Origin of the sequence: Halobacteriovorax vibrionivorans, assembly GCF_003346865.1 — a bacterium.
Classification (GTDB): Bacteria; Bdellovibrionota; Bacteriovoracia; order Bacteriovoracales; family Bacteriovoracaceae; genus Halobacteriovorax_A; species Halobacteriovorax_A vibrionivorans.
The window spans coordinates 444,003-468,970 of the sequence record NZ_QDKL01000003.1; the positions used below are offsets into that span (position 1 = coordinate 444,003).

Consider the following 24,968-nt stretch of genomic DNA (forward strand, 5'->3'; position numbering starts at 1 on the left):
AGGTATTAATATGAGTAGTAATAATAATATGACTTTACATTTAAAGATCTGGCGTCAAAAAAACCGTGAAGACAAAGGTCAAATGGCGGATTACACACTAGAGAATGTATCTCCAGATGCTTCTTTTCTAGAAATGCTAGATCAACTTAACGAAGAACTAATCCCACAAGGAATTGAGCCGGTAGCTTTCGACCACGATTGTCGTGAAGGTATCTGTGGTATGTGTTCACTAATGATTAACGGTCAGGCCCACGGGCCAGAAGCTGAAACAACAACTTGTCAGCTTCACATGAGAAAGTTTTCTGACGGTGATACGATTGTAATCGAGCCATTTAGAGCAAGAGCTTTCCCAGTAGAAAAAGACCTTATGGTTGATAGAAGTGCATTTGATGAAATCATCGCTGCTGGTGGATTTATCTCAGTAAATACTGGTAACGCTCAAGATGCAAATGCTATCCTAGTTCCTAAAGAAAACGCTGACCTTGCAATGGATGCAGCTGCTTGTATCGGTTGTGGTGCATGTGTTGCTTCTTGTAAGAATGCTTCTGCAATGCTTTTCGTTTCAGCAAAAGTTTCGCAAATGGCACTTCTTCCACAAGGACAAGCAGAAGCTTCTCAACGTGTTCAAAACATGGTTAAGAAGATGGATGATCTTGGATTTGGTAACTGTACTAACGAAGCAGAATGTGAAGCATCATGTCCAAAAGGAATTGAGATCACAAATATCGCTCGTATGAACAGAGAGCTTCTAAAAGCTGCTGTTGTTTCTCAAACGACACCAAAAGTATAATTTAGCTTAACAGTTAAAAGATAATTAAGAGGCCTACGAAAGTAGGCCTTTTTTTGTTAATTTCTAGTAAACTTTTATTGATTTCATTGGGACTTAAGAAAAATTCTTCTAAAATGTAGAAAACAAAAAAAAGGAGTTATGATGAAGTTACTTATAGCAATATTACTCACATCCCTAACTTTCGCCCTCTCTCCAGGAGAGAAAGCTCCTGAATTTATTTTAATGAATCAAAAAGGAGAGCTCGTCTCACTTGAGAACTTAAAAGGCCGAAGAATTGTCCTTGAATGGTATAACGAAGGTTGTCCATTTGTTCGTAAACATTATGATTCAAAGAATATGCAAGAGACTCAAACGTTTGCATTGAGACATGGCTACACATGGCTGACAATTAATTCTTCAAATGTAGGAAAACAAGGATATATAGAGGACTCTGAAGCGGCAAAGAAGCGCTTAAAAGCAGAAGGATCTAGAGCGCAACACTTTCTACTTGATACGAAAGGAGTCACTGGTCGACTCTATAATGCGAAAACGACACCAGAGATTTTCATTATCAATGAGCAGGGAAGAATCGACTATATGGGCGGGATTGACAGTATCCCATCGGCCGATAAAAGCGATATTCAAAAAGCCGAAAACTATGTTAAAACAGCTATAAAAGAGATTGCTAAGGGAGAGAAGGTCTCAACGGCAAAAACTAAACCATATGGATGTAGCGTTAAATACTAATGTTTATATATAATGAAAATACCCAATTATTTATAAAGAAAGTTCGTCTCAAGGCCCGTGATATTTTTGCGGGCATGGGACTTGAGCTCAAAAGAAGTCGCCTGCATTATAAGGGTGTTATGTATCCCCTATCTTTTGTGGTTAATGAATCAGATAAAGTCTTGGGCTTCTACGATCCACTTATATACCAAATTGGAATTAATAAGTGCTTTATGACCATGAATGATGAAGAGCTCTTAGAAAATGTTCTAAAGCACGAAATAGCTCACTTTATGGTACACGTAACGTGTGGCATAAGTGAACAAGCACATGGCGTTGAATTTCGAAATATCTTTAAAAGATATGCATGGAATCAGGACTTTTCAAAATCACAGATTAATCTAGCTGCTTACACAAAGACTAGTAACCAAGTTACTCAAAAAATTCAAAAGCTACTTGAACTTGCTAAATCTGATAACGAATTTGAGGCCAAGCTTGCAGCAAGAAAGGCCAATGATCTTATTGCAAAACACAATCTAGAAAAAGTAAGACTTACTAATTTCACTCGCAATGAGATCGATATGCGTGAGCTTGAAGACACCTATGTTAAAAGAGTCGCCTCATTTAAAAGACGAAACCTCTTACATGATTGCCTCTATGATATTCTAAAAGAGTTTTCAGTTGCACCTGTATTTAGCAGTGGCCGTGGTGGTGGCTATCTTGAAGTTATCGGCGCAAAGGAAAATGTCGAAGCGGCCCATTATATTTATGACTACACTACACAGGCCATGAACGGACTTTGGCTTCAAGCTAAGAAGTCATCTAACCTTAAAGGTGTTCGAGCTAAGAATACGTACTTTAAAAGCTTCACAAAATCCTTTCTACAAGAATTAAAGAAATCTCAACAACAACATATTAGCTCTCGTGAGCTCGTCCACTTAAATGGCCTAACTTCGGCCCATCGCAATCGTGTCTATCCTCGCGTTAGCTCTCAATCGAGCCAATCTTCAAGCTTTGATCCAAAGGCCTGGAGCCTAGGTAATAAAGCGGGAAAGTCATTTAAAATTGGCAAAGGCATTAATGGCAAAGCCTCCACAAAATTAATAACTTACTGAATTCCGTAACAAAATTCGCTTTATTTAAAGATTATCTAAAACTTTTGAGCGGATTTCCGATATGTGTTAATGTGAAGTTTGGAGTGTAAATGGCAAAAATAGCAAATTCTAAAAAGATTATTAGAGGATTCATTACTCAATGTACGTTAGTATTTAAGTCCTACGACTACAATGTAGTTGAATCTAAGAATAAGCAGAATCTTTGGCATTTTAGCGTAACTAAAGACGATAAGAAGTATGTCGTCTACTGCACAAACTCACTTGAAAAAGTTCAGGGTATTATAAAAATAGCTCTCAAGAAACTTCCAGAAGGCACTCGCCTAGTGGTAATCTGTAATGATTTTACCGATGAGGATCGTTCAAAAGCAGAGGCCAGCCAGTATACAATCACTTCTCTAGGTACGATTAAGCAATACGGTGTTGAAATGCTCGATGCCAAGCAGAGAGCTCAAAGACAAGCCTCTTAAAGGCCATTAGACACTTTTCTTATCTGCGCCAAAAATCCACTTATGCTGTTGTCCAATAACTCGGAAAGGACCACCTTCGATTTGATTCCATTCTTGAATATCGATAAATCGCTGCATAGGAAATTCTTCACTTGGCTCATAACAAGGAGTCAAAACCCAAGGAAATTCAATATTACCAAGCTTTGATTCAAGTTCGCGATAAGCGCTTAATGTGTATTCAAAATCCTTTCGATCAGCAATCACGGCCTTCATTTGAAAGCGATTAGGATATTGCTGTGCCATCTTTTCGATAAGTGACAGACGTGTTCTAACACCTGTTGAAGGAGTTTTTAGGTCATAAGAGATATAGTCAAGAAGATCAAAAACCTCGTCAACAACTCGAGTTCCAGCGGCCTCAAGATTAATTTTAAAACCTCTCGATTTTAAAAACTTTGTAAGCTCCACAACGCTTGGAACGTGTTTAGGATGAAGAGGATCACCACCAGTAATAGAAATCCAATTAATTTTACCTTGATAACTCTCTTCAAGAATTCTTTCAAAGATTGTATTAAGAGAAGTGCTCTCAATATCAAAACTCCAGGTGTCCATAGAGTCGCAATTAACACAACCGATATTACATCCTTGAAAACGCACAAAGACTTGTGAGCGTCCGACAAAGACTCCCTCACCTTCTGTAGCGCGATAAATATCGTTAATTAAAAATTCCATGAAACCTTCTAAACACCAATGTTTAAGCCTATTTATATAGCATAAGCCTTTAAAATGTCATAGAATTATGTAAAATCAAGTAAAAGCTACACGAAATAACTTAAGGCAATGATTATGATTGATATAAATGAACAGTTTCAAGCTGTCATTAAGGACTTACAAAGTGGGAAAAGACCAAATTGCAGCTATTCCAAACAAGATATAAAAGTCTTTAAAGATGAATTTATTCGACTCAATGACAAGAGAGACTGGCAGGCCTTAATTCCCCTTCTGTGTATTCTCGATAATACGATAACACTCGATCACGACTTATATCCCCAAATTATCCATGCAATAAAAGAATGTGATGATAATGAGGTTCTTGTTCTAATATTAGGAGTTGCAAGAAAGCAGATTATTGATGAGCACCACAAGCGTGGAGAGAGACTTCCATTTGACTTCTTAGAGGTACTTGAGGGCCTTATCGGTCATAGTAATCCGGAAGTATTCGAATGGAATCTAAGACTAATAGAAGGACTTGGCTCACAGTCTATCTTCTTTAAAGAGGCCATTTTAAAGGCAAAACCAGGCTTTTTTGCTCGATTTAACCAGCACAAGAAGGCGTGCACGGAAATTATTGAGCTTCTTGAGCGTCGCTGGGGCTAAGATGTTATAATAGCTCTATGAATAGAAAGTTTGATGCTAATGAAAATTTTGAATTGTTAAAGAATGAGCGCAATATTGCAGGACGGGCAATGTATGAAAAGCGCCCTTCACAAGAAGTAAAAGTTCAAATCTATCCAGATAAGAGTGTCTCTCCAGCTAAATTTATTCCAAATCAAAGTATGCCTGGAACATTTCGCGCCCACCCAACAACTATCGCCGCAATGCGAAGTGATCTTTTTGCAAATATGCATGACGAAGCATTTGAGGAATTAAGCGCAATAATCACTTGTTCAAGTTGTAAAACTCAGATTGATCAGCAATTTTGGAAGTTTTGCCCCTACTGTGAAGCACCGTTTCCAAAAAATCACGGATAAGTATCTGAAATCTCGTTTTAAAGTAAATCTTTGTAAGAAAAATACCTTTTACTAACACTTTCTAGACCAGTAAATTCTTTCTACAACACACGAACACAATATTTGTTGTAAATAGCTTTAATTTTGCCAAATCGAAATTTTACAGCTACAAGCAACTTGTTTCACTGGAAGAAACACGGCACAAGGGAGTCGAAATGAAAAGAGCAAACTCGTATCTATCGGACAAGCAAATAGCTGCACTAAAAGATGCACTACTTGCTGACAAAGAAAGAATTCTTAACAAAAACAGTGAGAAAGAGCAGTATTGCATGGACAAGAATGAACTACTTGATCCTCTGGATGAGGCAGTAGCAAATGTCCAAACTTCGCAGGAAATTCGTTTCAGAAATCGTGAGAACTTCTACGTAAAGAAAATCAATAAAGCACTTCAAAAAATTGAAAAAGGCGAATATGGCCTTTGTGATGAGTGTGATATTGAAATCGGTTACGATCGCCTTATGGCAAGAAATACAGCAGAGCTTTGTATTGCATGTAAAGAAGAAGCTGAGCATGAAGAGAAATCAAATGTTTATCTAAAGCGTTCGAAATCTCTTGGAAAAACAATTGCTGAAATTGGAAAAAGATAAAGATACTAAAGGCCGCTTATGCGGCCTTTTTATTTTCTGAAATAACTAAGACTAAGTAATTCAAACTCATCTGCAATATGGTATTGGCCAGACGAGAAGCTCACAGAACGGGCAAGACCAGAAGACTCGACCGAAGTTTTAATCTTCTTAATCTCATCTCTTTCAACTGAAAAATCTAAGACATAAACTGAGCCAGATAAGTGTTGTGCTTTCTTAACAATATGCCCTTTGGCATTTAAATATTTTTGTAGATCCACAACAAGATCAGATTTAATCGAAATTATAAGACGATGTGGATTTATCCCTTCACAAGCACCTTTTCGTGAAGCGGCCAATGGTAACATATCCTCACCTTTATCAAAAACTAACTCTCCATCTTTACTGGCATTTGCACGAAGACAATACTCTACTGCATCGTAAGTCACACGAAATGCGATGGCCAAACGAGGGCCACAAATTCCATAAGTATGGATGGCATCGATCTGATCAGCTTTAAATCCTTTCTTATGAAAAAACTTAACCACGGGAGCTAAAATATCATCACGAGAGGTATTTAAACTTATTTGATCATTGAATGAAGCAATTTTTGTACGATAGTCACCTTCTTTATACCAGCAGGTATCATTTCCAACAGAAGTTAAAGGACCGGCCAATAGTGAGCTTGAAGTCACAATCATGATAAATAAGAATACTCGGGAGCTATCTAAAATTTTCTTCATACATATGAATCGGTATTTATGATGCAATATTTAGTGTAGACTTAAGTTATGAAAAATCAGGAAGAAAGTATTAAGTTAATCGAGAAAGTTACTCGGTCTTTTTATCAAAAGGCCATAAATGACGTTTTCATTGGTTATCACTTTCGTAAATTAACTTCAAACAACGGGCCGATCTCAAATATTGAAGACTTCAACGAGCATCTAAAATCAATAAATGCCTTTTGGCAGGCCCAATTACTTGGAATAAAATTACCTAAAGGGGCCCATCACCTCTTATCGGCCCACGAATATTTAAAGATTCGAAAGGGAGAGCTAGGTCGATGGGTAATATTATTTAAACAAACACTAGAGGAAAATCGATCTGAAGATCCAAAATTTATTAATATTTGGGAACATAAGATTGATACTTTTAAAGTAGGCTTTGAAAAGTATTTTTTTGAGGGATAGGCATGATTAAATATGAGAAGAATATTCAATATGTCACAATTGACAGCTATTCTAGAAATATATTCTTAATTTGCACCTTCTTCTTACTAGCATTAATCCTAACGCTTATCTTCAAAGACCCAAGGCCTGCAACAAAAGACATTATAATTTTTCTCATCCCAATTATTGCAACTGTTTCAATATTAAAAAAGCGTCATCTTGAGCTCAATAAACCTCGCAACACAGGAAGACTGGAAACACGCTCTCTTATAAGAAAGAAGTTTGAAAACTTTGGTCTAGATGAGATTGAAGAAATTGAACTTAATAAAGGACGTGGCAGCGGGAATGCAGGCAACTACTTTATTACAATAAAATTGAATAACTCTAAGAGACTAAAAATTATGACAACTGATGCTTTTCAGTCAAATAAAGAGATTAATGAAATTTATGAAGAACTCAGAAATTGGATAAAGAGCTAATTACAACTTTCGATAGTTTTAGGTTTTTTGGCCTTATAAACTTTTTTAACAAAATCCTCAAGAACAGGCTCACCTGTCACATCATCTAGAAGCCAATTACGAGCATGCCATTGACCAATTTTTGCGGCCGCACGACAAGAATCACGAGTTGTCATGTATTGAACAACTATCATTTCCACAAGACGAACCTTGAAGCGCTTAGGAGAGCCCTTAAGACAACCTTCTTGAGGATAATCACTACACTCTAAATGACGATCTTTATCCTTTGCTGCAATACGAACTTCTTCAATTGTATTATCAAATTTATAGGCCATATCAAACATTTCTAAAGGAGTGTAAATATCCTTTTCAGAACAAGACGTAAAAATTAGAGATAATGTAAATAGAAAGACAATGCTAATATGTTTAGACATATTAGCATTTTATCACTTAACCGCGACGGCCGCGAGATTTTTTTGACTTATTGGGCGTGTTTCGTCCAGATACAACAGGTTTCTTAGGCATACGCCCACGTCTAGCAGGTGCCTTCTTCTTAGAAGCTCCCTTATTCGCCTTCCCCATTGTCGATTTAAGAAAGATTGGATCAATTTTGAGTGTATCCTGATTTTTAATGGCATCATTGATTTGACCAATGAGCTTTTGATCTTTCTTTGTAACAAAATTATAAACACGTCCGCTTCTTCCAGCACGTCCAACTCGTCCTGAACGGTGAATATAGTAAACAGCTTCAAATGGAAGATCATAATTTAAAACCCATTGAAGTGTTTTAATATCGATTCCACGAGCGGCCATATCTGTTGTGATAAGAACACCACCAGTAGACTTAAAGTTTTTAAAGTTATCACTTCGCTCTCTTGCGCTGATATCACCATGAGATAGGAAAAGCTTTTTTGCAAGCTTCTTCTCTTTCATATAATTATAAACTTCAACGGCCTTCTCTTTTTGATTCACAAAAATAATACCATTGCCTTTGGCCTCATTTTTCATAAAGACATCAAGCATGGCATTTTTCTCAGTATATTCCAGAGCGATATTATAAGTTTCAATAGTTTGAGATAGACCGTGAGCATCAGTTAAGCTGATTGTCTCAAATTCCATTCCAGAGAAGAAGTCTGCTTTTAATAGGTCAAAGTCATCGGCCATGGTCGCAGAAACAAGGGCCGCTTGATAATCATTTGTTAAATGTCTTCTAATGGATTTTAGCTCACGCATAAATCCCATATCAAGAAGTTGGTCTGCTTCATCAATAACAAGAAATTCAAGATTATCTAGACGAATTTCTTTTTTCTCAATCATAGACTTAATTCTTCCAGGGCCACCCACTAGGATATCAAAGTTCTGGCTCTTTAGAGAACTTACTTTCTTTCCCTTCTCTCCACCAAGTGCCAGTCTAACTCGAAGCTTTGCATGGTGAGAGATCTTCTTACACTCATCGGCAACTTGTATTGCAAGTTCTTTAATAGGAAGAAGTATAATTGCACGTGGAGAACCAGGTTTTTGATCATTCTTACTAAGATTTGCTTCACTTTCTTTAAGCATTTGAAAAAGTGGAAGAAGATAACTTAGAGTTTTACCACTACCAGTTTTGGCCTGAATTTGAATATTTTTTCCATCTAGAAAAACAGGAATTGACTGAACTTGAACATCAGTTGGTGCTGCAAGTTTATTTTCTTTTAGAAAACCTGCAAATAGGTCCATATTAATTAAATCAATAAAATTTTGTGAGTCTTTTGCCATTATGTACTCTCCTAAAGTGACAATTCCGCTCGCGGCTCCCCGTAGCCTACACGGTAAAAATAAAAAGGGGGATCAAAGATCCCCCAATATGTAACACAATGGCAGTTGTATTAGAAGTGTAGTCTGAAATTTACAGAGTGAATTGTTGCAATTTCCACACCTTTTACCTCAGAAGTGATTGGTTGCTTAAGAGAATACATGAAATCCATGAATCCTAGCTTAAATCTTGGAGTCAGAGTCAGGTGTTCTGAATCAACCATCCCTCTAAGAGTTAAGGCAATTCTTTGCTTCCATACGTGAAGCATAACATCTGTACCAGCATAAACACCATCTGCGAAATCATATCCATCTCTCATATGGAAACCAACAAATGGACGAAGTTTTAAGTTAGAAAGGTCAAAACTATAGTCAGTGTGCATACGGTAACCAACTTCTGGCTCATAAATTGGAAGATATCCTTCATCACTTTCAATAATTGTTGCAAGTGCAATATCTTGAATCTTAAACATTGTTCTAAAGTTTGTTAGCCAATTGAAACCATAAGTAATATCGGCCATAGCATAAAGAGTCATATTCTGATCAAGGTTTTCAGTGTCGATAGCATCACCATCTCCAGCAATTGCATCCTGATCAAGAACACGTCTTACGTCAGCTCTATATAGCCCATATAGAGAAAGTCCACCAAAGTGGTTCTCATTCTTATAATCAAAGTTTAATCCAGCTGTAACATCAGCTTTTACATAAGCGTCGATAATAGCTGCAGTTTGTCCAGATCCTGCAAATGGAATAGCTGTACCACCTAGTGCTTCTGTTAATTCTGTTTCAAATTGAGTTCTCTCAGATCCACTTAGTCCTAATGCCGTTGCTAAATCAGAAACAGTATTAGTAGTCCCAGCTAGAACATCATTAACAATATCTTGTGTTAACTTATCTTCTAGAATTGTCTTTGCAGAAGCATCTGCTGGAATGGCCGCAATAAGAGTATCTTTTTCAATATCTTCTTCTCCAATACCAATAAGAGAGCCAACATTAACCCCTAGTCTTACACTTGGGCTAATTGTTCCTTTAAAAGCACTAAATGAAGGAAGAGGAACTCCGACCTCAACATTTACTCTTAAGTTTTGTTCTGTATCAGCATATTCGCTAAGAACTTCAGCGGCAGCAGTTGAATCTTCAGCATCTGATACATCTGAAGCAAGCTCCATAATGTCAGTATTAGCGTAGACTGACATATCAATTAAAAAGTCATGTCCTGGCTCTCTTAAGAATTCTTGAGTTTGAAACTTGTCTTCCATTAGACGGAAGCGATCAAGCACATTGTAATCAGCGTCTGCTGCGTAAGCTACCTGTCCTACCATAAGAGTCGCTAAAGCGGCCTTTGTTAGGATTGATTTTTTCTTCATTTTAAACATCAACGTCCCCTAGTTGTTATAATTATTCGAGTCTTTCGAACTTAATAAAGCATGAAATTTTTGTTAACTGATTTTACCATGAGCGTGAGAGAAAAAATTAGTAGGAAAATTTATATATTCACCTTAAAATAGTAATTAAATTAATAGATTACGTAAGAAAAGGTTGAGTATGCAGGTTGGTTTTACCCACAGCAATCAGGGGGACTCACAGGAAGTTAGTGTCTCTAATCATGAATTTTATTTTAAAGAAGAAAATAATGAACTCATTATCTCTGAAAACGGAGGAAGTATCCGTGCTCAAATTGATGATGATTGCCTAATCTTAAAAGTCATACAAAAAATCCCACATGCCATTTTAGAAGAAGCAAGCCTCCAAGAGGGTTCTACTTACTTCATGGAAATCGGAGAAAAACTTTCATACAAAGACAGCACGTATGAATTAAAAACTCTTGATACCTCATCACCTATTCCAGAACCAACTATCACACAAAATGATGAAATTGCGCCAAACTCAGTCAATGAGGACTTGGGCCAATCACCATCGTTAAGTCTAGAGAATGAAGAAAGTCATAATAGTATTCAATTTGAAGATGCAGATGATGACGAAAGTAATGAAAAACAGGCCAAAGAGATCTCTGAATCAAAAGAGACACCAGACTCAGCTGACTCACCTGATTCTGAAGATGAGTCTGATGTCGAGAATTCAGGAAATGGCTACTCATTTCAATTAGATACTAACCTTGCTCAAGATACAAATGAGGATGAAGAAAAAGACTCTGGTACAATGAGTATCACTCAAGTCCTAAATGTTGCAAGACTTCAAGAAGATGAAAAGCAAGCATCAAAGAAAGATGATGAGCATGTAAGTAGGCCATTAAAGAAAAAAAGTAAAAAGAAGGCCAAGAAGAAATCGGGAAAGAAAAAGAGCAAGAATGCCTCAGACTCAGGATTGGCCATCACAACGGCACGTGATTACAAAGGAAATCGCGCTAAGAGAGACTCAAAGAAGAAAGCAAGATCAAGATCAAAACTTTTAAATGATCATAAATTAGTTGGGCCATTTACGAGATTCTTAAGTGCTTTATCTCTAATGTTTGTGACAGTCTTACTTAGTGCTCAAGTTGAAAATGAAGCAGTTAACTCTTTGAGTAATAAAGGAACTGAAATCATCAACACACAAATTGCAAAATTTGTAGACTTTAGCTTCAATCCAGAAATTACAAAGTCACTAATTGTCCTATTTATTATTCTTTTTATCTCAAATTTACTCTTTAGTGTTTCTCCTACACTATTTATTTGTGGGGCAACAACAAAAGGAAGCTTTCTAACAAAGAGAGCGAAGGCGATTTTAAGAACGCCATTTGACTTTATTGCACATTTCTTTCCAATTTTTGAAACACCAGTTATTTTTGATACTCCATCTTTGAAAGAGATTATAACGAGGGGCCCTATCAGCTATCGCCTAAGAGCTTTTCGCTATATTCCACTAGTAACCCTTTCAATATTTACATTTATTTGTGTTGGATACCCTATTATTGAACAAGGATTATCTAATAGTAATCCTCCAGAAAAAATAAATATTCCTAAGAAGCTAGGAAAGAGGCCTTTAAAAATGAAAGAGCTTCTTATCTCAAAACAATTCTCACAAGAAAATATTATTCTAAGAATACCAGCGACTCGACCGAGCTACTTTATTATTAATAAGAAGTCTGGAAGATCACTCTATTTAAAGAACACATCTTCTACTTTCTTTGCTTCATTTAAAAAGACTTTAGAAACTATACCATTCTTTAAATATCGCTATCCTTACCTAAGTAGTTTCTTAAAAGATGAAAAATCATCATTTCTTGTAAGAGAAGATTTTTCTAAGATTCTATGGGGTGGAGAAATCATTAAAGGAATGGCAACGGAAGATTTAATGTATCTAGATTTTCTTGCAATTGATCAATCAAAGAAGATATTCAATCATTTTAAGTTTCCATATGTTGAATATCGCAACTTAAATAAGTTCACATCTTTTTATCGCTCAAAAGTTGAGGATGTTTATTTGTACATAAATGATAATTCGCTAATGCAATTTGCAAAAGTCGCTGGCACAATGCGATCAAGCGAGCTTTCTGGTTTTACATTCCTTGCACGTCCTAAAGTAAGAATTGAATATGTTGATGCAGTAGAAAAAGCATTCAAAGGAACAAATGATTCTTTCTTAATAAAAGAATTAAAAGATATTCAATCCATTATTGCCGTTACAGATAATGGTGAAAATAGAAAGGCATTTAGAGACTTCACTCAATATCTTGTGGAATATTTTAAGGCCTCAGGTAATGAATCGGCCAATCGAGTTGCAACACAAATTCTGAATCTAAATATTCTAAGTAACTAAAACTTCAAAAATGAGGCCAAGCAAATCAATCTTGGCCTTATCTGCTCTATAAATATTTCATAACAATGGTGACAATAGTCTCGATATGTTTAATTGAGCTTATGAACTACTTTTTTATCCTATTTTTTATGGTTTGCTTATTTCTCTCATCACTGACTGTGTATGCGTCTCTTGTTTAATTTTTACAGATAAGAGAGTTTTAAATAGACAAGCAAGCCTAATGGCCTTATTAATGCTAAATACTTTAAATAACTAAAGTTATTAGAACGAATACATAAGTCGAGTTACGACAAAGGGCAGTCCATGCGCATTCAAGATCAAGTCAAAGAACATTTTCAATTTAAAGTTGTCCACGAAGATAAAAAGTCTGGGGCAAGAGCTGGTGTCATCACTACTCCTCACGGAGAAATTCCGACACCTGTATTTATGCCTGTTGGTACACATGGTGCCATCAAAGCATTACCACCCAACTTTCTAGAAGACTTAGATACAAAAATTATTCTATCAAATACATATCACCTTCACCTATCACCAGGTTCAAAACTAGTTAAGAAAGCAGGAGGCCTTCATAAATTTATGAATTGGCCACGCCCAATCTTAACAGATTCTGGTGGGTTCCAGGTATTCTCTTTGCAGAGAAAAAGTATCAAAGAAGAAGGAGCAGAATTTAAAGACCATAAAGGTAAGACAATTCTTCTGTCTCCTGAAACATCAATTGAGATTCAGCAAGAGCTGGGATCAGATATTATGATGGCCTTTGATGAGTGTATTCCATACCCTGCAACACGCGAATACACTAAGAAGTCAATTGATCGAACACATCGTTGGCTAGACCGCTGTATTGAGTCTTGGACAAATCCAAAACAAGCACTTTTTGGAATTATTCAAGGATCAACATACGATGACTACCGTGACGAATGTCTCGATGAACTCGTTAAAAGAGATCTACCAGGCTATGCCATTGGTGGAGTATCAGTTGGTGAAGGCCCTGAGTTAATGGAGAAGATCGTAAAGTACACAGGTCCTAAGATGCCAAAAGATAAACCTCGTTATGTAATGGGTGTTGGAAATCCTGAAGATCTCTGTATGATCTGGGAGAATGGAATTGATATGAGTGACTGTATCATTCCAACGAAATTTGCTCGTGGTGGAACTCTCTTTACAAGAAGAGGAAAGATTAGAATACGTCATAAGAATTATCGTCGTGACTTCTTTCCTATTGAACCAAATTGTAAGTGCTACTGCTGCCAGAACTTTACACGCGCATATGTGAAGCACTTATTTGATTCAAATGAAATTCTAGGACAAGTTCTAGCAACAATGCACAATATTGAATTTTATAAGAATATGGCAGAAGAAGCTCGTGAAGCAATTCTAGATAATCGTTACTCACAGTGGAAAGAAGACTTCTTAAAGAGTTATAAAAAAGACGACGGTTCAAAGAATAACTAGGAAAGCAATGGCACTGATTAGGTTAAGCTTACTATTGACTCTTCTTACTTTCGCATTATCAACTAATGCAAAGAGGTATATAGGTGGTGACCAATGGAATAGGCCACGTATAAATAAAAGCTTCTTTATAAAGCAAGACAAGTTTATAAAAGAGCTAATCTTAAGAACTGTAAAAGTCGTAAATACAAAACAAAGAAAAGTTGGAACAGCATTCTTTTATAAAGAGAATGCTGACCACTATATTTTCCTAACAAATTACCACGTCATATCTGGCAACAGAGAATGTCGCGACTCAAAACTTCTTCTTATTAATTCTGATTTCAATAAGCGCTACGCTTCATGTGATGGAGTTATTCAAGAAGGTACAATCAAGTCAGGAAGTGATTATATTTACTTTAAAGTAAATAAAGAAGAGAGATTAAACTTCTTATCTCAAATAAGTGAGGTTCGTACTGATTTTTCTGATCCGGTAATCGGAGACAGACTTGTGAGTGTAGGCTTTGGCGCGGGAAAAGCAAACCGAAGAAGATATGATGCTAAAATATCAATGGATCGCGATTGCCTTTATTTAAATGGAAATATCGATATAACTTTCAATAAAGATAAAGTCAGAGATGTTTTCTTCACGGCCTGTGATGCTCAATCAGGAGACTCTGGAAGTGCTGTAATGAATTTAGAGACTGGTGATATAATTGGACTCTTCTTTGCTGTTGCCGATCAAAAGCGCAGTAATCCTCTCACATCAAAAGAGATTCAAGACAATCTCGGTACGGATTATATGGAATTCTACACCAATGCTTCAATGTCGATTGATCTTAGAAAAATTAAATTAAAATAACTTCATCACCTAAACATTCTTTTCTTTACGAATCATGGCCATGGCGACTTTCACACCATCGACAGCAGCAGATGTAATCCCACCTGCATAACCAGCACCTTCACCACATGGATATAGGCCTTTGTGAGATTCTGACTCAAAAGTTGCTCGGCTTCTCTTTATCGTTACAGGAGCAGAGGTTCTTGTTTCAGGGGCCATTAGAATAGCATCATTATTTATAAAACCTGGCATTTTCTTATCAAAGCTTTCAAGTCCTTCCCTTAAGCCCGTTGCAATAAAGTCAGGTAGAACTGAGTTTAATGAATGAGAAAAGATTCCAGATGGACAAGAAGTCTTAGGAAGATCTTTTGAAACCTTACCTTCTAAGAAGTCCTTAAGTCTTTGGGTTGGGACCTGCTTACCTTCAGCATGCTCCATAGAAGCTTCATATGCCTTTTTCTCAATATCACGTTGAAAGTAATGGCCATTTAAGACATCATCAGTTGAGAAGTCTTTACCAGCTTGAACAGAAACAACAAGGGCCGAATTTGACCATGGTGAATTACGAGCGAAGTTACTCATTCCATTAACCACAATACCATCTTCATCTGTTCCAGATGAAAGAACATATCCTCCAGGACACATACAAAAAGAATACGTACCTTTGTCATTATCTTTATTGTGATATGTAAGCTTATAGCGAGCAGCACCTAGGTTTTCGTGAACAAAGCGTCCATATTGAAGAAAATCAATTAACTCACGACGATGCTCAACTCTAACACCAACAGCAAAGTCCTTTGGTACCATCTTAACTTCTTTTTCTTTTAAATGACGATACATCTCTTTAGCTGAATGGCCTGTTGCTAGAACAATATTGTTACTTTCTAATAATCTACCATCACTAAGCTTTACACCACGAACTTGAGATTCATCAAAAAGAACCTCATCAACCTTCACGTTATAATAGATCTCACAACCTTTTTCTTTAAGGTGATCTGTTATCTTTTTTATTAGTCCTCTAATTTTATTTGATCCAAGATGTGGATTTGAAACATAGGCCGTTTCAGGAGGAGCACCAAAATCAACAAATTTATTCATTACATATTGAACATATGGAGATTTAATACGAGTAATAAGTTTACCATCTGAAAATAGGCCCGCGCCCCCCTCACCAAAGCAAACATTATTATCCTTATCAAATTCATTATATCGCCAAAAACGAGCAATATGCTTCATACGATTATGGGCACGATCTCCTCTTTCAATGACAATTGACTTTATTCCATATTCAGCAAGTCTTAGAGCACAGAATAATCCAGCAGGCCCTGCTCCTACAATAATAGGCTTTTCTTTGAACTCACCTAGAAAATTGAATTGCTCTTGATAAGCACTAAATTTCTCACCAGGGTAAATAACTTCTATCTTATAATTATAGATTGGCTTTTTTCCACGGTTAGCACCACGTGCATCAAGTGCCTTATTATGAATACGATAATCCTCAAAACCTGGAAAGTTCTTATTTAAGTAGAATTCTAAGTCTTGATCAAAGTCTAATTTAAAATTTGTAATTTTACTCATTCAATCTCTTTCTTGTAAATTTATATGATAAAATATCAGCGTATATTATAACCTATCTTGGTAAAGTTAAAGGATTAACATGGTTAAAATTTCCCTTAGAGTCTCCATGATAATTATTGGAGATGAACTATTAAACGCTAAAATCAACGATCTTAACTTGCAGATACTAGCAAAAGAGATCGCACCTTTAGGATTTAGCTTTAAAAAATGCACCGTCTTAGGCGACAAGTTCGATCAAGTAACAGATGAGATACAAAAACAATCTAAAGAAAATGATATTTTAATCATCACTGGTGGCCTTGGCCCTACTAAAGATGATCTTACGAAGTCAATTATTGCTAATGCTTTAGGTGTCTCTTTAGTAGAAAATGAACTTGCTAGAGAATATGCAATAAAGCAATATGCCAACTTTGGTAGAGAGTGGTCAAAAGAAAATAGTCACTATCATATGATGCCAGAAGGATCTTTACCTTTATACAATCCTGCGGGAATGGCACCAGGAATTCACGCTAAAATTGATAAGTGTGAAGTTTTTTGCACCCCAGGAGTTCCAAGAGAATGCCAGGCAATGGTTCGAGAGACAATCGTTCCAATGTTAAAAGATCGTGCTCAAAGTGGTCATGAATTATTCATATGTAGAACTCACAGTATTCCTGAAGAAACCATCTTCTTTAAACTTTGCCCCAACTTGTGGGAGACATTAGAGGAGTTTGGAAAGGTCAGCTCTCTTCCAATTATCTCTGGTGTGGATATTACTGTAGACCTAAGGCCAGAGCATCAAAACGATGAAAGTCGTCAAAGATTAAAAGTAATATTAGAAGAAACTCCCTTAAAAGATAATATATGGACTTATGGGCCTCGTAATATCGAGGAAGTTATTGTTCATGAAGCCAGTGCAAAAGGCTTAACAATTGGATTTGCAGAAAGCTGTACAGGAGGTCTTGCAAGTTCAACAATAACAGATGTGTCAGGATCATCAGCGGTTTTTCTAGGCTCAGTAGTTAGTTACGCTAATTCCATCAAAGAGAGTATTATTCACGTTAAAGAAGAAACCTTAAAAGAAAATGGAGCTGTAAGTATTGAAACAGCTAGTGAGATGGCCAATGGCGCAAGAAAATCCCTTGGCGCAGACATTGTCATCTCTTATACCGGTATTGCTGGTCCAGGCGGAGCTACTCCAGGTAAGCCTGTTGGAACCGTATGCATAGGTGTTGCAACAAAGAATGGAGTAAGTGCAAGCAGATATGAGTTTCGCGGTGACCGAAAAAGGTTGAAGAATAAGTTCTGTCAGCAAGGATTAATCGATTTATTGAATGAGATTAGAAGTTCGTAGCTGCTTCACCTGGCCACACTTCCTGTGTGGCCATGCGTTTCGCGGCATCATTTTTCCATCCTGGAAAATGACGCCTTAAAAAATAAGAGGGGCCAGATTCGTGACCAGGCCCCTCCCCCCATCTGTACTTCAACTTAGGCAGCTTTTTTAGATTCTTCCATTTCCGTGATAAGGTTAGAGATCCGTTTACCTGCGCCTTGTAAACGTCCGGCCAGTAACCTTGATAGATTGAGTATCAAGAGTGAAAATATTCGAGGATTGGTTTTGTACAGGCCGAATATGTCTGAGTACTTCATAACGAGAACATCTGTATAATTATCTGATTGAACTGTCCCATAGCGGACATTTTCTTTTAGAAGAACCATCTCACCAAAGAGGTCTCCTTTTTTACATTTAGCAATCTCTTTATCATTTACATTAAAGACCTTAGCAGAACCGTTAAGAATCAAAAAAAGCTCTTCACCCACATCGCCATGCTTAAATACATAGTCACCAGGCTTTAAAGTTAGAACCTTACAGCGCTCACATATAGTCATAATTTCGTTGTCGTAAAGGTCGAAAAATAGCGGACAACCTTTAACGATTGATAATACACTCATATCTTCCTCTCTTTATTAAAATTAGTATTACAAGTTTTAATTAAGCAGCATCTTTCTTATCATCACGTTTTGCGTGTTGCTGCTCTTTTAAAGGTGCATCTTCTTTTAAGTACCTTTCAATACTTTGAAGAACTTTTAAAACACCTTCCATTGCAATTTGCTCTTTAGCATTACCTCTTTGCAGGTGATACCAAAGGTTTTGCATACTTGTTTCAACTTTCTTAAAGATCTTAAAACGCTTCTCCGGTAATGGGAAAAGAGTGTTTAGGAAAGTTAAGATTAAAGAGAAGAAAATCCCCGCAATCGATGTCTTCATGGAGAAGGCAACGTTAATAACGAAGTTTGTAAGATTATCTGACGACTTTTCAATATTATTGAAGTCAATGGCCGCAATCTCAGGAAGTGCCATGGCAATACCAATGAAGGTACCAAAAACCCCAAATACAATGAATAAGTTTGGAAGAATATCGATCATACGAGAAGCACCATCAATTGGAATATGCCCATAGAGCTTCGTCCAATTTCTATCATCACTCATAATACGATCAGTAAGTTCTGTATAATTTGGTGGAACAGTTGATTTAAAAACCGAACTCTCCCCATGAATGGATGCAATAAGACCGTGCTTAGAACCAATGTATTGATTTAGAGAAATACTTGTTCCATCAGAACTTTGCGCCTCTTTATCAATTTCCCTTTGTTGCATAGCCTCTTTACCGTCATAGTGACGATTTTGAATATTAGCATTATTACTGAAACGAAGAGCGTTATCAGGTAATGCAGCATTTACACGTCCAAGTAAATTAGACATATAAGAATCGATATCATCAATAGGAATATTCTTTTGCTTATCATCATCGATACAAGCATCTAATTCTCTTGTAAAACGTGAATAATAAGCATCATCATCTTTACTGTGGCGATAGGCCAAGTAGCGGAAGACAAGAGCACAACATAGTAGCCCCATCATAAATTCGATAAGATAATTACCGAAAAATCCTAATACTAACTCAATCATACGTACCTCTTTGTTTACCAAATCCTCGACTATTTGGTTGTAAAGTTATCCTTTTTCACTATTGGATCTAATTTCATTAAACGCTCCATCGCTTTTGGATCATCCTTAAGCGTAAAGCTAAGCTCAACACGTTGTGATTCAGAACAGCTGTAAATACCACACTTCATATCTTCATTTTGAAGTGGTACAGCGATCACACTTGCAGGAGCACGGTCTTCAAGGATAAATCCTTTAGGCTCGATAAGCTCTGCTGCGATTGATTCGCGCTGGCGCTCAATTACCTTCTTGATTGGAACAGGTCTTGAGAACCCGTAACCAATCGACTTCGTCACATTTCTCATATAAAACTTATATGGATAGTTCATGCCATCACTATAGATATAGTTAGAGATAGCAAGAGCTCTTCGTGACGAAAGGTTTAAGTTAAAGTTATATGAGTATGCTTCGGCCATCATTGGATCAACTGCTTTACCAGCAAATAGTGGTGAAGCGTGCCCTTCAACGTTGAAGCTATCAATTTGTTCTCTAACAGTATCATCTTCAAATAGAACTTCAGAATATAGAGGGATTAATCCTTTAAGCTTAGTCTTTGCATGGCGACTAAGTTTTGACGAACCTGTCTCAAATAATAAGTTCTTATTCATAAGTAGAGTTACGTTACCTGTAACTGGGTCAACTGCTGCATCAATATCGTTTTCTCTAAACTTATTAGCAAGATTCTTTGCGATATTGGCACGTAGGTTACGCTTTTGATCATCAACCTTTTTAGCAATCTTCTTAACTTGCTTCATTAAGTCTTTCTTATCGTTAATTTCAGTTAAACAAGAATTAAGCTTCTTAGTTGTTCCATCTAGCCCATTTCCAAGTTCTGTAACTTTCTTGCTTAAGTCAGCATTACCTGCCTGACAGTTATTAAGATCATTACCAAGAGAGGCGATTTTACGACCTAAGTTACCATTTTCATCATTCTTATTAGCAAGTGCATTTTGAAGATCATTAACTTCTTTACCAAGACCCGCAACCTTACCTTTTAGATTGTTATTATCTTTATTAAGAGTTGCAATCTTCTCTTTTGCCTTACCTAGATCACCCTTGGCCTTACCAAGTTGATCTTTAAGTCCTTTATTTTCTTTTCCAAGACCTGCAAGTTTTCCTTGTGCTTCACCAAGAGCTTTCTTAAGACCACCGTTCTCTTTTCCAAGACCAGCTAGCTCACCTTTAGCTTTTCCAAGGGCCTCTTTAAGTCCACCGATCTCTTTTCCCATACCTGCAAGTTTACCTTTTGCTTTTCCAAGTGCTTCTTTTAGGCCACCATTTTCTTTACCAAGACCGGCCAGTTCACCTTTTGCTTTTCCAAGAGCATCTTTAAGTCCACCGATCTCTTTACCCATACCGGCTATCTTGCCTTTAGCTTTTCCAAGAGCATCTTTAAGCCCACCGATCTCTTTACCCATACCGGCCATCTTACCGCGAGCTTTTCCAAGAGCATCTTTTAGACCACCATTCTCTTTTCCAAGACCAGCAAGCTTACCTTTAGCTTTACCAAGAGCATCTTTAAGTCCACCGATCTCTTTACCCATACCGGCCATCTTGCCTTTTGCCTGACCAAGGGCCTCTTTAAGTCCACCGATCTCTTTACCCATACCGGCCATCTTGCCTTTTGCCTGACCAAGGGCCTCTTTTAGACCACCTATTTCTTTACCCATACCAGCAAGCTTACCTTTTGCCTGACCTAGAGCTTCTTTAAGCCCACCGTTCTCTTTTCCAAGTCCGGCAAGCTCACCTTTTGCTTTACCAAGAGCGTCTTTAAGTCCACCGATCTCTTTACCCATACCGGCCATTTTACCTTTAGCTTGACCAAGGGCCTCTTTAAGTCCACCGATCTCTTTACCCATACCGGCCATCTTGCCTTTTGCCTGACCAAGTGCCTTTTTTAGACCACCGATTTCTTCGCCCATTCCTTTCATCTTGCCTTTAGCTTCACCTAGAGCTTTCTTGAGTCCGCCATTTTCTTCAGACATACCAGCAAGTTTTCCTTTGGCCTGACCAAGAGCTTTTTTTAGGCCTCCGATCTCTTCGCCCATTCCTTTCATCTTGCCTTTAGCTTCACCTAGAGCTTTCTTAAGACCACCATTTTCTTCTTGCATACCTGCAAGCTTTCCTTGGGCCTGACCAAGGGCCTTCTTTAGGCCACCGTTTTCTTCGGCCATTCCCTTAAGTTTACCTTTGGCCTGCCCTAGAGCATCTTTAAGTCCACCATTTTGTGCCATTAAAGACTTCTTATCACCTTCAAGTTTTCCAACCATCGCCTTTAAACGATCAACTTCTCCAGCAAGACCTTTATTCTTCGCGTCTCCTTGAGCTAGCTTTGATTGAAGGTTTTTAATATCACCTTTTAAACCCTGGTTATTTTGTTGAGAGCGTGCAAGATTTGATTTAAGACCTTTTACATCATCATTTAAACCTGCAATCTTTCCATCACGAGCGGCTACATCCGCATTAAGCTTTTTAATTTGAGAATCTTTTTGAGCTGTAAGAGAGTCCATCGCCTGAGCGTGTTTTCCTTTAAGATCCTTGATTTGGTTATCATAGGCCATTTTTTGGTCGGCCTTACTCTTTTCAAATTGCTTAGTTAAGTCAGTAAGCTCACGTTTATGATCAGCATTTAGTTTTGCAATTTGAGACTTTGCATCCTTCTTAACACCTGCAAGTTGCTTTTCTTTTGTATCAAGTTCTGACTGATACTTCTTATTAAGATCAGCAATCTTAGACTCATAACCTGCTTTTTGTTTTGCTTCAGATTTCTTGTGCATTTTCTCAAGATCAGTAATTTTCTTAGCATGATCAGAGTTAAGCTTGGCAATTGTCTCTTTTGATTTTTTAATTTGACCAGCAAGTTGTGCTTCTTTTGTATCTAACTCAGACTGATACTTCTTATTTAAATCAGCAATACGACTTTCATAACCAGCTTTCGTCTTTGCTTCTGTTCTTTGGTGCATTTTTTCTAAATCATTGATCTTCTTAGCATGATCAGAATTAAGTTTTGCAATTGCTTCTTGAGATTTTTTAATTGTTCCTGCTAATTGCTTATCTTTAGTCTCTAATTCAGACTGAAATTTCTTATTTAAGTTAGCAATTTGAGTTTCATAACCCATTTTTGTATCTTGTTGCTTTTTCTCATATGACTTAGTTAAATCATTCACTTTCTTTGCGTGATCAGCATTTAGCTTAGCAATTGTTTCATCAGACTTCTTCTTTTGACCAGCAAGCATCTTATCTTTAGTATCAAGTTCTGATTGATATTTCTTATTGAGATTTGCAATTTGAGTTTCATAACCCATTTTTGTATCTTGTTGCTTTTTCTCATATGACTTTGTAATAGAGTCAACTTTCTTTGCATGATCTGCATTTAGTTTTGCGATTGTTTCTTTTGACTTTTTAATTTGACCATCAAGTTGTTGTTGCTTAGATGTAAGCTCACTTTGATATTTTTTATTAAGATTTGCTATTTGAGATTCATATCCCATCTTTGTATCTTGCTGCTTTTTCTCGTAAGACTTCGTTAGATCATCGACTTTTTTAGCGTGATCAGAATTAAGACGAGCAATTGTCTCTTGAGACTCTTTCTTTTGTCCTGCTAATTGCTTCTCTTTAGTATCAAGTTCAGACTGATACTTCTTATTAAGATTTGCTATTTGCGTCTCATAGCCCATTTTCGTATCTTGCTGCTGCTTTTGATAAGTTTTCGTTAAATCAGCAACTTTCTTTTGATGGTCAGAGTTTAAACGAGCAATAGTTTCTTGAGACTCTTTCTTCTGTCCGGCAAGTTGTTTGGCCTTCGTATCAAGTTCTGCTTGATACTTCTTATTTAAATCTGCAACCTTCTTTTCAAAGCCTGCTTTTTGAGTTTGCTCTTTCTTTTCAAATTGTTTAGTAAGATCAGCAACTTTATTCTGGTGTTGGGCATTTAGAGTTTTAATCTCATGTTCTTTAGTTGAAATAATATTGGCATACTTCTTATTAAGGCTCTCAACTTTGAAAGTATGATCTTGATTTAACTTTTGAACTTCCTGCTCTTGGGCCTTCTTTTGTTCAACAATCTTTTGCTCTAGCTTCTCTTGAGCAATAATTCGACCTTGTATTTCACGATTAGCTTTAGCAATAATTTCTTCATTCTTACGCTTTACTTGCTGAAGTTCTTGAATTTTTTTAGTATCTTCTGATAATTTTTGAAGAGTATTCGCTAATTTTGAACGAACCTTTACGATTTCATTATTCACAAGCTTATTTTCTGCAACTTGTTCTTGTACTTTTTGCTGCTCTTGCTTAAGTTTTGTTTCTAACTTTGTTTTAACATTTTCAATTTGTTTAATATTCTGTGTTTGCTTAGATACTTGTGTTGTAAGCTCTTTTAACTTCTTTTCTTGCTGAGACTTAACTTTCTTAGCTGAAGCAAGCATCTCTTCAATTTTCTTCTTTTCTTCCTCAACTTCTTTCTTTTTCTTATCTAATTCACCGACTTTAGAGAAAAGAATATTTTCCTTATCTTTTGCCTTTGCGAGCATAGAGTCGCGTTCTTCAATCTTCTTTTCAAGATTAACGAGAGACTTTTCTTTAAATTCCAAAAGTTGCTTAATTCTTGCTTCTTCTTCTGCCTTCTTCTTTACTTCTTCTTTTGTTTTTTCAAGATTCTTAGAAAGCTTTTCGTTCTCTTTAGACTTTTGTTTCATTTCTTGAACGATTTTCTTTATCTTCTTTTCAAGCTCTTTTTCTTCTTTCTTCTGACGCTCCATCATCTTTGATAGCTTGTCTAATTGAGATTCTTTTGACTTTAAATCGTCTTTATTTTTGCGAATTTCTTCAAGACGCTTTTTAAGTTCTTCTGACTTCTCATTAATTTCTTTCTTTAATTTTGTGTTTTCACGAGAAATTTTAGATGATTTATACTTCTCTTTATCAAGTTGCTTTCCAACTTTTTCAACAATTGATTCTTTTTTGATTTGATCCTTAACCATATCCTGCATAACTTTCTTGTTTTGCTCTAACTTCTCAACAAATTTAGAAAGCTCTACCATCTTTTGATTAATGACGTTCTTATAGTCAGTGACCTCATTGATTGATTGCTCAATCTTATTCTTGGCCTTCATTTCTTTGATTTTCTGCTCTTTTGAAACCATCCCCTGCATCTGCTCTTCATGCTTTTTTTTCTGTTGAGCTTGCTGGAGTGACTTTACCCCGACCTTGATCATGGCAAAAACGAACATAACTAGGAAAACGACAGCAACTGTCGTAAACATATCTGAATAAGAACTCCAGATTGATCCGTCGTCTTTTCTTTCTTCTTTTTTCATAATCCTACCCTCGAATAGCACCTAGAATAGCGATTTCTGTGACTTATAAAAGATACTCATGGCATACAGAGCTATATATTTAGTAATGATCAATAAAATCAGATAGATAAAGTTCTACTGAGCATATTAGGTGCCAAAAACAGCTTTTTAAAATATGGTGATATTTTGACAATTAAAATAGTCACATTGAGTTCATTTAAATAAAAAGATATGAATGCCCACTATCTGAGCTAA

General features: G+C 36.6%; 22 protein-coding genes. 13 read left to right on the plus strand and 9 right to left on the minus strand.

Features of this window, described 5'->3' with window-relative positions; all coding sequences use genetic code 11:
• The first annotated feature begins 28 nt into the window (after positions 1 to 28).
• From DAY19_RS12870 to DAY19_RS12885, 4 genes are all read left to right on the plus strand, one after another.
• Positions 29 to 790, plus strand: coding sequence for a succinate dehydrogenase/fumarate reductase iron-sulfur subunit (locus DAY19_RS12870; RefSeq protein WP_115363743.1), 762 nt, complete (start codon positions 29 to 31; stop codon positions 788 to 790).
• Between the two features lie 141 nt (positions 791 to 931).
• A complete protein-coding gene (locus tag DAY19_RS12875; RefSeq protein WP_199506661.1) occupies positions 932 to 1,516 on the plus strand; it encodes a redoxin domain-containing protein in 585 nt (194 codons plus the stop codon).
• Positions 1,516 to 2,610: a DUF2786 domain-containing protein gene (locus DAY19_RS12880; RefSeq protein ID WP_115363090.1), complete on the plus strand. Its 1,095-nt coding sequence runs from the start codon at positions 1,516 to 1,518 to the stop codon at positions 2,608 to 2,610. The genes DAY19_RS12875 and DAY19_RS12880 overlap by 1 nt, the downstream gene beginning before the upstream one ends.
• A gap of 89 nt (positions 2,611 to 2,699) precedes the next feature.
• Entirely contained in the window at positions 2,700 to 3,077 is a 378-nt protein-coding gene (locus DAY19_RS12885; protein WP_115363092.1) for a hypothetical protein, read from the plus strand.
• Between the two features lie 6 nt (positions 3,078 to 3,083).
• Here the strand turns inward: DAY19_RS12885 and DAY19_RS12890 are convergent, their stop codons facing one another.
• Positions 3,084 to 3,785: a 4Fe-4S cluster-binding domain-containing protein gene (locus tag DAY19_RS12890; protein WP_115363094.1), complete on the minus strand. Its 702-nt coding sequence runs from the start codon at positions 3,783 to 3,785 to the stop codon at positions 3,084 to 3,086.
• A 114-nt stretch (positions 3,786 to 3,899) separates the two neighbouring features.
• Between DAY19_RS12890 and DAY19_RS12895 the strand changes: the two genes are divergently transcribed.
• From DAY19_RS12895 to DAY19_RS12905, 3 genes are all read left to right on the plus strand, one after another.
• Positions 3,900 to 4,430, plus strand: a complete 531-nt coding sequence (locus DAY19_RS12895; RefSeq protein ID WP_115363096.1) for a hypothetical protein — start codon at positions 3,900 to 3,902, stop codon at positions 4,428 to 4,430.
• Between the two features lie 17 nt (positions 4,431 to 4,447).
• Entirely contained in the window at positions 4,448 to 4,804 is a 357-nt protein-coding gene (locus DAY19_RS12900; protein ID WP_115363098.1) for a hypothetical protein, read from the plus strand.
• Positions 4,805 to 4,998: 194 nt separating this feature from the next.
• Positions 4,999 to 5,430, plus strand: a complete 432-nt coding sequence (locus DAY19_RS12905) for a TraR/DksA family transcriptional regulator (RefSeq protein WP_115363100.1) — start codon at positions 4,999 to 5,001, stop codon at positions 5,428 to 5,430.
• Between the two features lie 29 nt (positions 5,431 to 5,459).
• On the opposite strand, the gene DAY19_RS12910 is transcribed toward DAY19_RS12905, so the two are convergent.
• A complete protein-coding gene (locus DAY19_RS12910; protein ID WP_133296968.1) occupies positions 5,460 to 6,149 on the minus strand; it encodes a hypothetical protein in 690 nt (229 codons plus the stop codon).
• A gap of 48 nt (positions 6,150 to 6,197) precedes the next feature.
• On the opposite strand from DAY19_RS12910, the gene DAY19_RS12915 reads away from it, so the two are divergent.
• Together DAY19_RS12915 and DAY19_RS12920 are read left to right on the plus strand one after the other, a co-directional pair.
• Positions 6,198 to 6,596 (plus strand): globin family protein, encoded by a 399-nt coding sequence (locus DAY19_RS12915; protein ID WP_115363104.1) that lies wholly within the window; start codon positions 6,198 to 6,200, stop codon positions 6,594 to 6,596.
• Between the two features lie 2 nt (positions 6,597 to 6,598).
• Positions 6,599 to 7,054, plus strand: a complete 456-nt coding sequence (locus DAY19_RS12920) for a hypothetical protein (protein ID WP_115363106.1) — start codon at positions 6,599 to 6,601, stop codon at positions 7,052 to 7,054.
• Here DAY19_RS12920 and DAY19_RS12925 read toward each other — a convergent pair.
• The 3 genes from DAY19_RS12925 to DAY19_RS12935 form a co-directional block, all read right to left on the minus strand.
• Positions 7,051 to 7,467 carry a hypothetical protein gene (locus DAY19_RS12925; RefSeq protein ID WP_133296969.1) on the minus strand — a complete coding sequence of 139 codons (417 nt, stop codon included), beginning with the start codon at positions 7,465 to 7,467 and terminating at the stop codon, positions 7,051 to 7,053. The genes DAY19_RS12920 and DAY19_RS12925 overlap by 4 nt on opposite strands.
• Before the next feature lie 16 nt (positions 7,468 to 7,483).
• Positions 7,484 to 8,791: a DEAD/DEAH box helicase gene (locus DAY19_RS12930; RefSeq protein WP_115363110.1), complete on the minus strand. Its 1,308-nt coding sequence runs from the start codon at positions 8,789 to 8,791 to the stop codon at positions 7,484 to 7,486.
• A 110-nt stretch (positions 8,792 to 8,901) separates the two neighbouring features.
• Positions 8,902 to 10,203 carry a hypothetical protein gene (locus DAY19_RS12935; RefSeq protein ID WP_115363112.1) on the minus strand — a complete coding sequence of 434 codons (1,302 nt, stop codon included), beginning with the start codon at positions 10,201 to 10,203 and terminating at the stop codon, positions 8,902 to 8,904.
• Positions 10,204 to 10,372: 169 nt separating this feature from the next.
• On the opposite strand from DAY19_RS12935, the gene DAY19_RS12940 reads away from it, so the two are divergent.
• The 3 genes from DAY19_RS12940 (at position 10,373) to DAY19_RS12950 (ending at position 14,876) form a co-directional block, all read left to right on the plus strand.
• Complete coding sequence (locus tag DAY19_RS12940) at positions 10,373 to 12,586, plus strand: hypothetical protein (RefSeq protein ID WP_115363114.1); 2,214 nt, start codon at positions 10,373 to 10,375, stop codon at positions 12,584 to 12,586.
• A gap of 303 nt (positions 12,587 to 12,889) precedes the next feature.
• On the plus strand, positions 12,890 to 14,038 hold the full coding sequence (tgt, locus tag DAY19_RS12945) for a tRNA guanosine(34) transglycosylase Tgt (RefSeq protein ID WP_115363116.1): 1,149 nt from the start codon (positions 12,890 to 12,892) through the stop codon (positions 14,036 to 14,038).
• 7 nt (positions 14,039 to 14,045) lie between these two features.
• Entirely contained in the window at positions 14,046 to 14,876 is an 831-nt protein-coding gene (locus DAY19_RS12950; protein ID WP_115363118.1) for a S1 family peptidase, read from the plus strand.
• Between the two features lie 9 nt (positions 14,877 to 14,885).
• On the opposite strand, the gene DAY19_RS12955 is transcribed toward DAY19_RS12950, so the two are convergent.
• The gene (locus DAY19_RS12955; protein WP_115363119.1) at positions 14,886 to 16,433 is read right to left on the minus strand and encodes an NAD(P)/FAD-dependent oxidoreductase; all 1,548 of its coding nucleotides are present in this window, start codon (positions 16,431 to 16,433) and stop codon (positions 14,886 to 14,888) included.
• A gap of 106 nt (positions 16,434 to 16,539) precedes the next feature.
• Between DAY19_RS12955 and DAY19_RS12960 the strand changes: the two genes are divergently transcribed.
• A complete protein-coding gene (locus DAY19_RS12960) occupies positions 16,540 to 17,766 on the plus strand; it encodes a CinA family nicotinamide mononucleotide deamidase-related protein (RefSeq protein WP_158536904.1) in 1,227 nt (408 codons plus the stop codon).
• 134 nt (positions 17,767 to 17,900) lie between these two features.
• Here DAY19_RS12960 and DAY19_RS12965 read toward each other — a convergent pair whose 3' ends face one another.
• The 3 genes from DAY19_RS12965 to DAY19_RS12975 are packed head-to-tail and all read right to left on the minus strand — an operon-like array spanning position 17,901 to position 24,734.
• Positions 17,901 to 18,365 carry a cyclic nucleotide-binding domain-containing protein gene (locus tag DAY19_RS12965; RefSeq protein ID WP_115363123.1) on the minus strand — a complete coding sequence of 155 codons (465 nt, stop codon included), beginning with the start codon at positions 18,363 to 18,365 and terminating at the stop codon, positions 17,901 to 17,903.
• Between the two features lie 40 nt (positions 18,366 to 18,405).
• The gene (locus DAY19_RS12970; protein WP_115363125.1) at positions 18,406 to 19,383 is read right to left on the minus strand and encodes a hypothetical protein; all 978 of its coding nucleotides are present in this window, start codon (positions 19,381 to 19,383) and stop codon (positions 18,406 to 18,408) included.
• Between the two features lie 29 nt (positions 19,384 to 19,412).
• The gene (locus tag DAY19_RS12975; RefSeq protein ID WP_115363127.1) at positions 19,413 to 24,734 is read right to left on the minus strand and encodes a hypothetical protein; all 5,322 of its coding nucleotides are present in this window, start codon (positions 24,732 to 24,734) and stop codon (positions 19,413 to 19,415) included.
• Positions 24,735 to 24,968 lie beyond the last annotated feature (234 nt).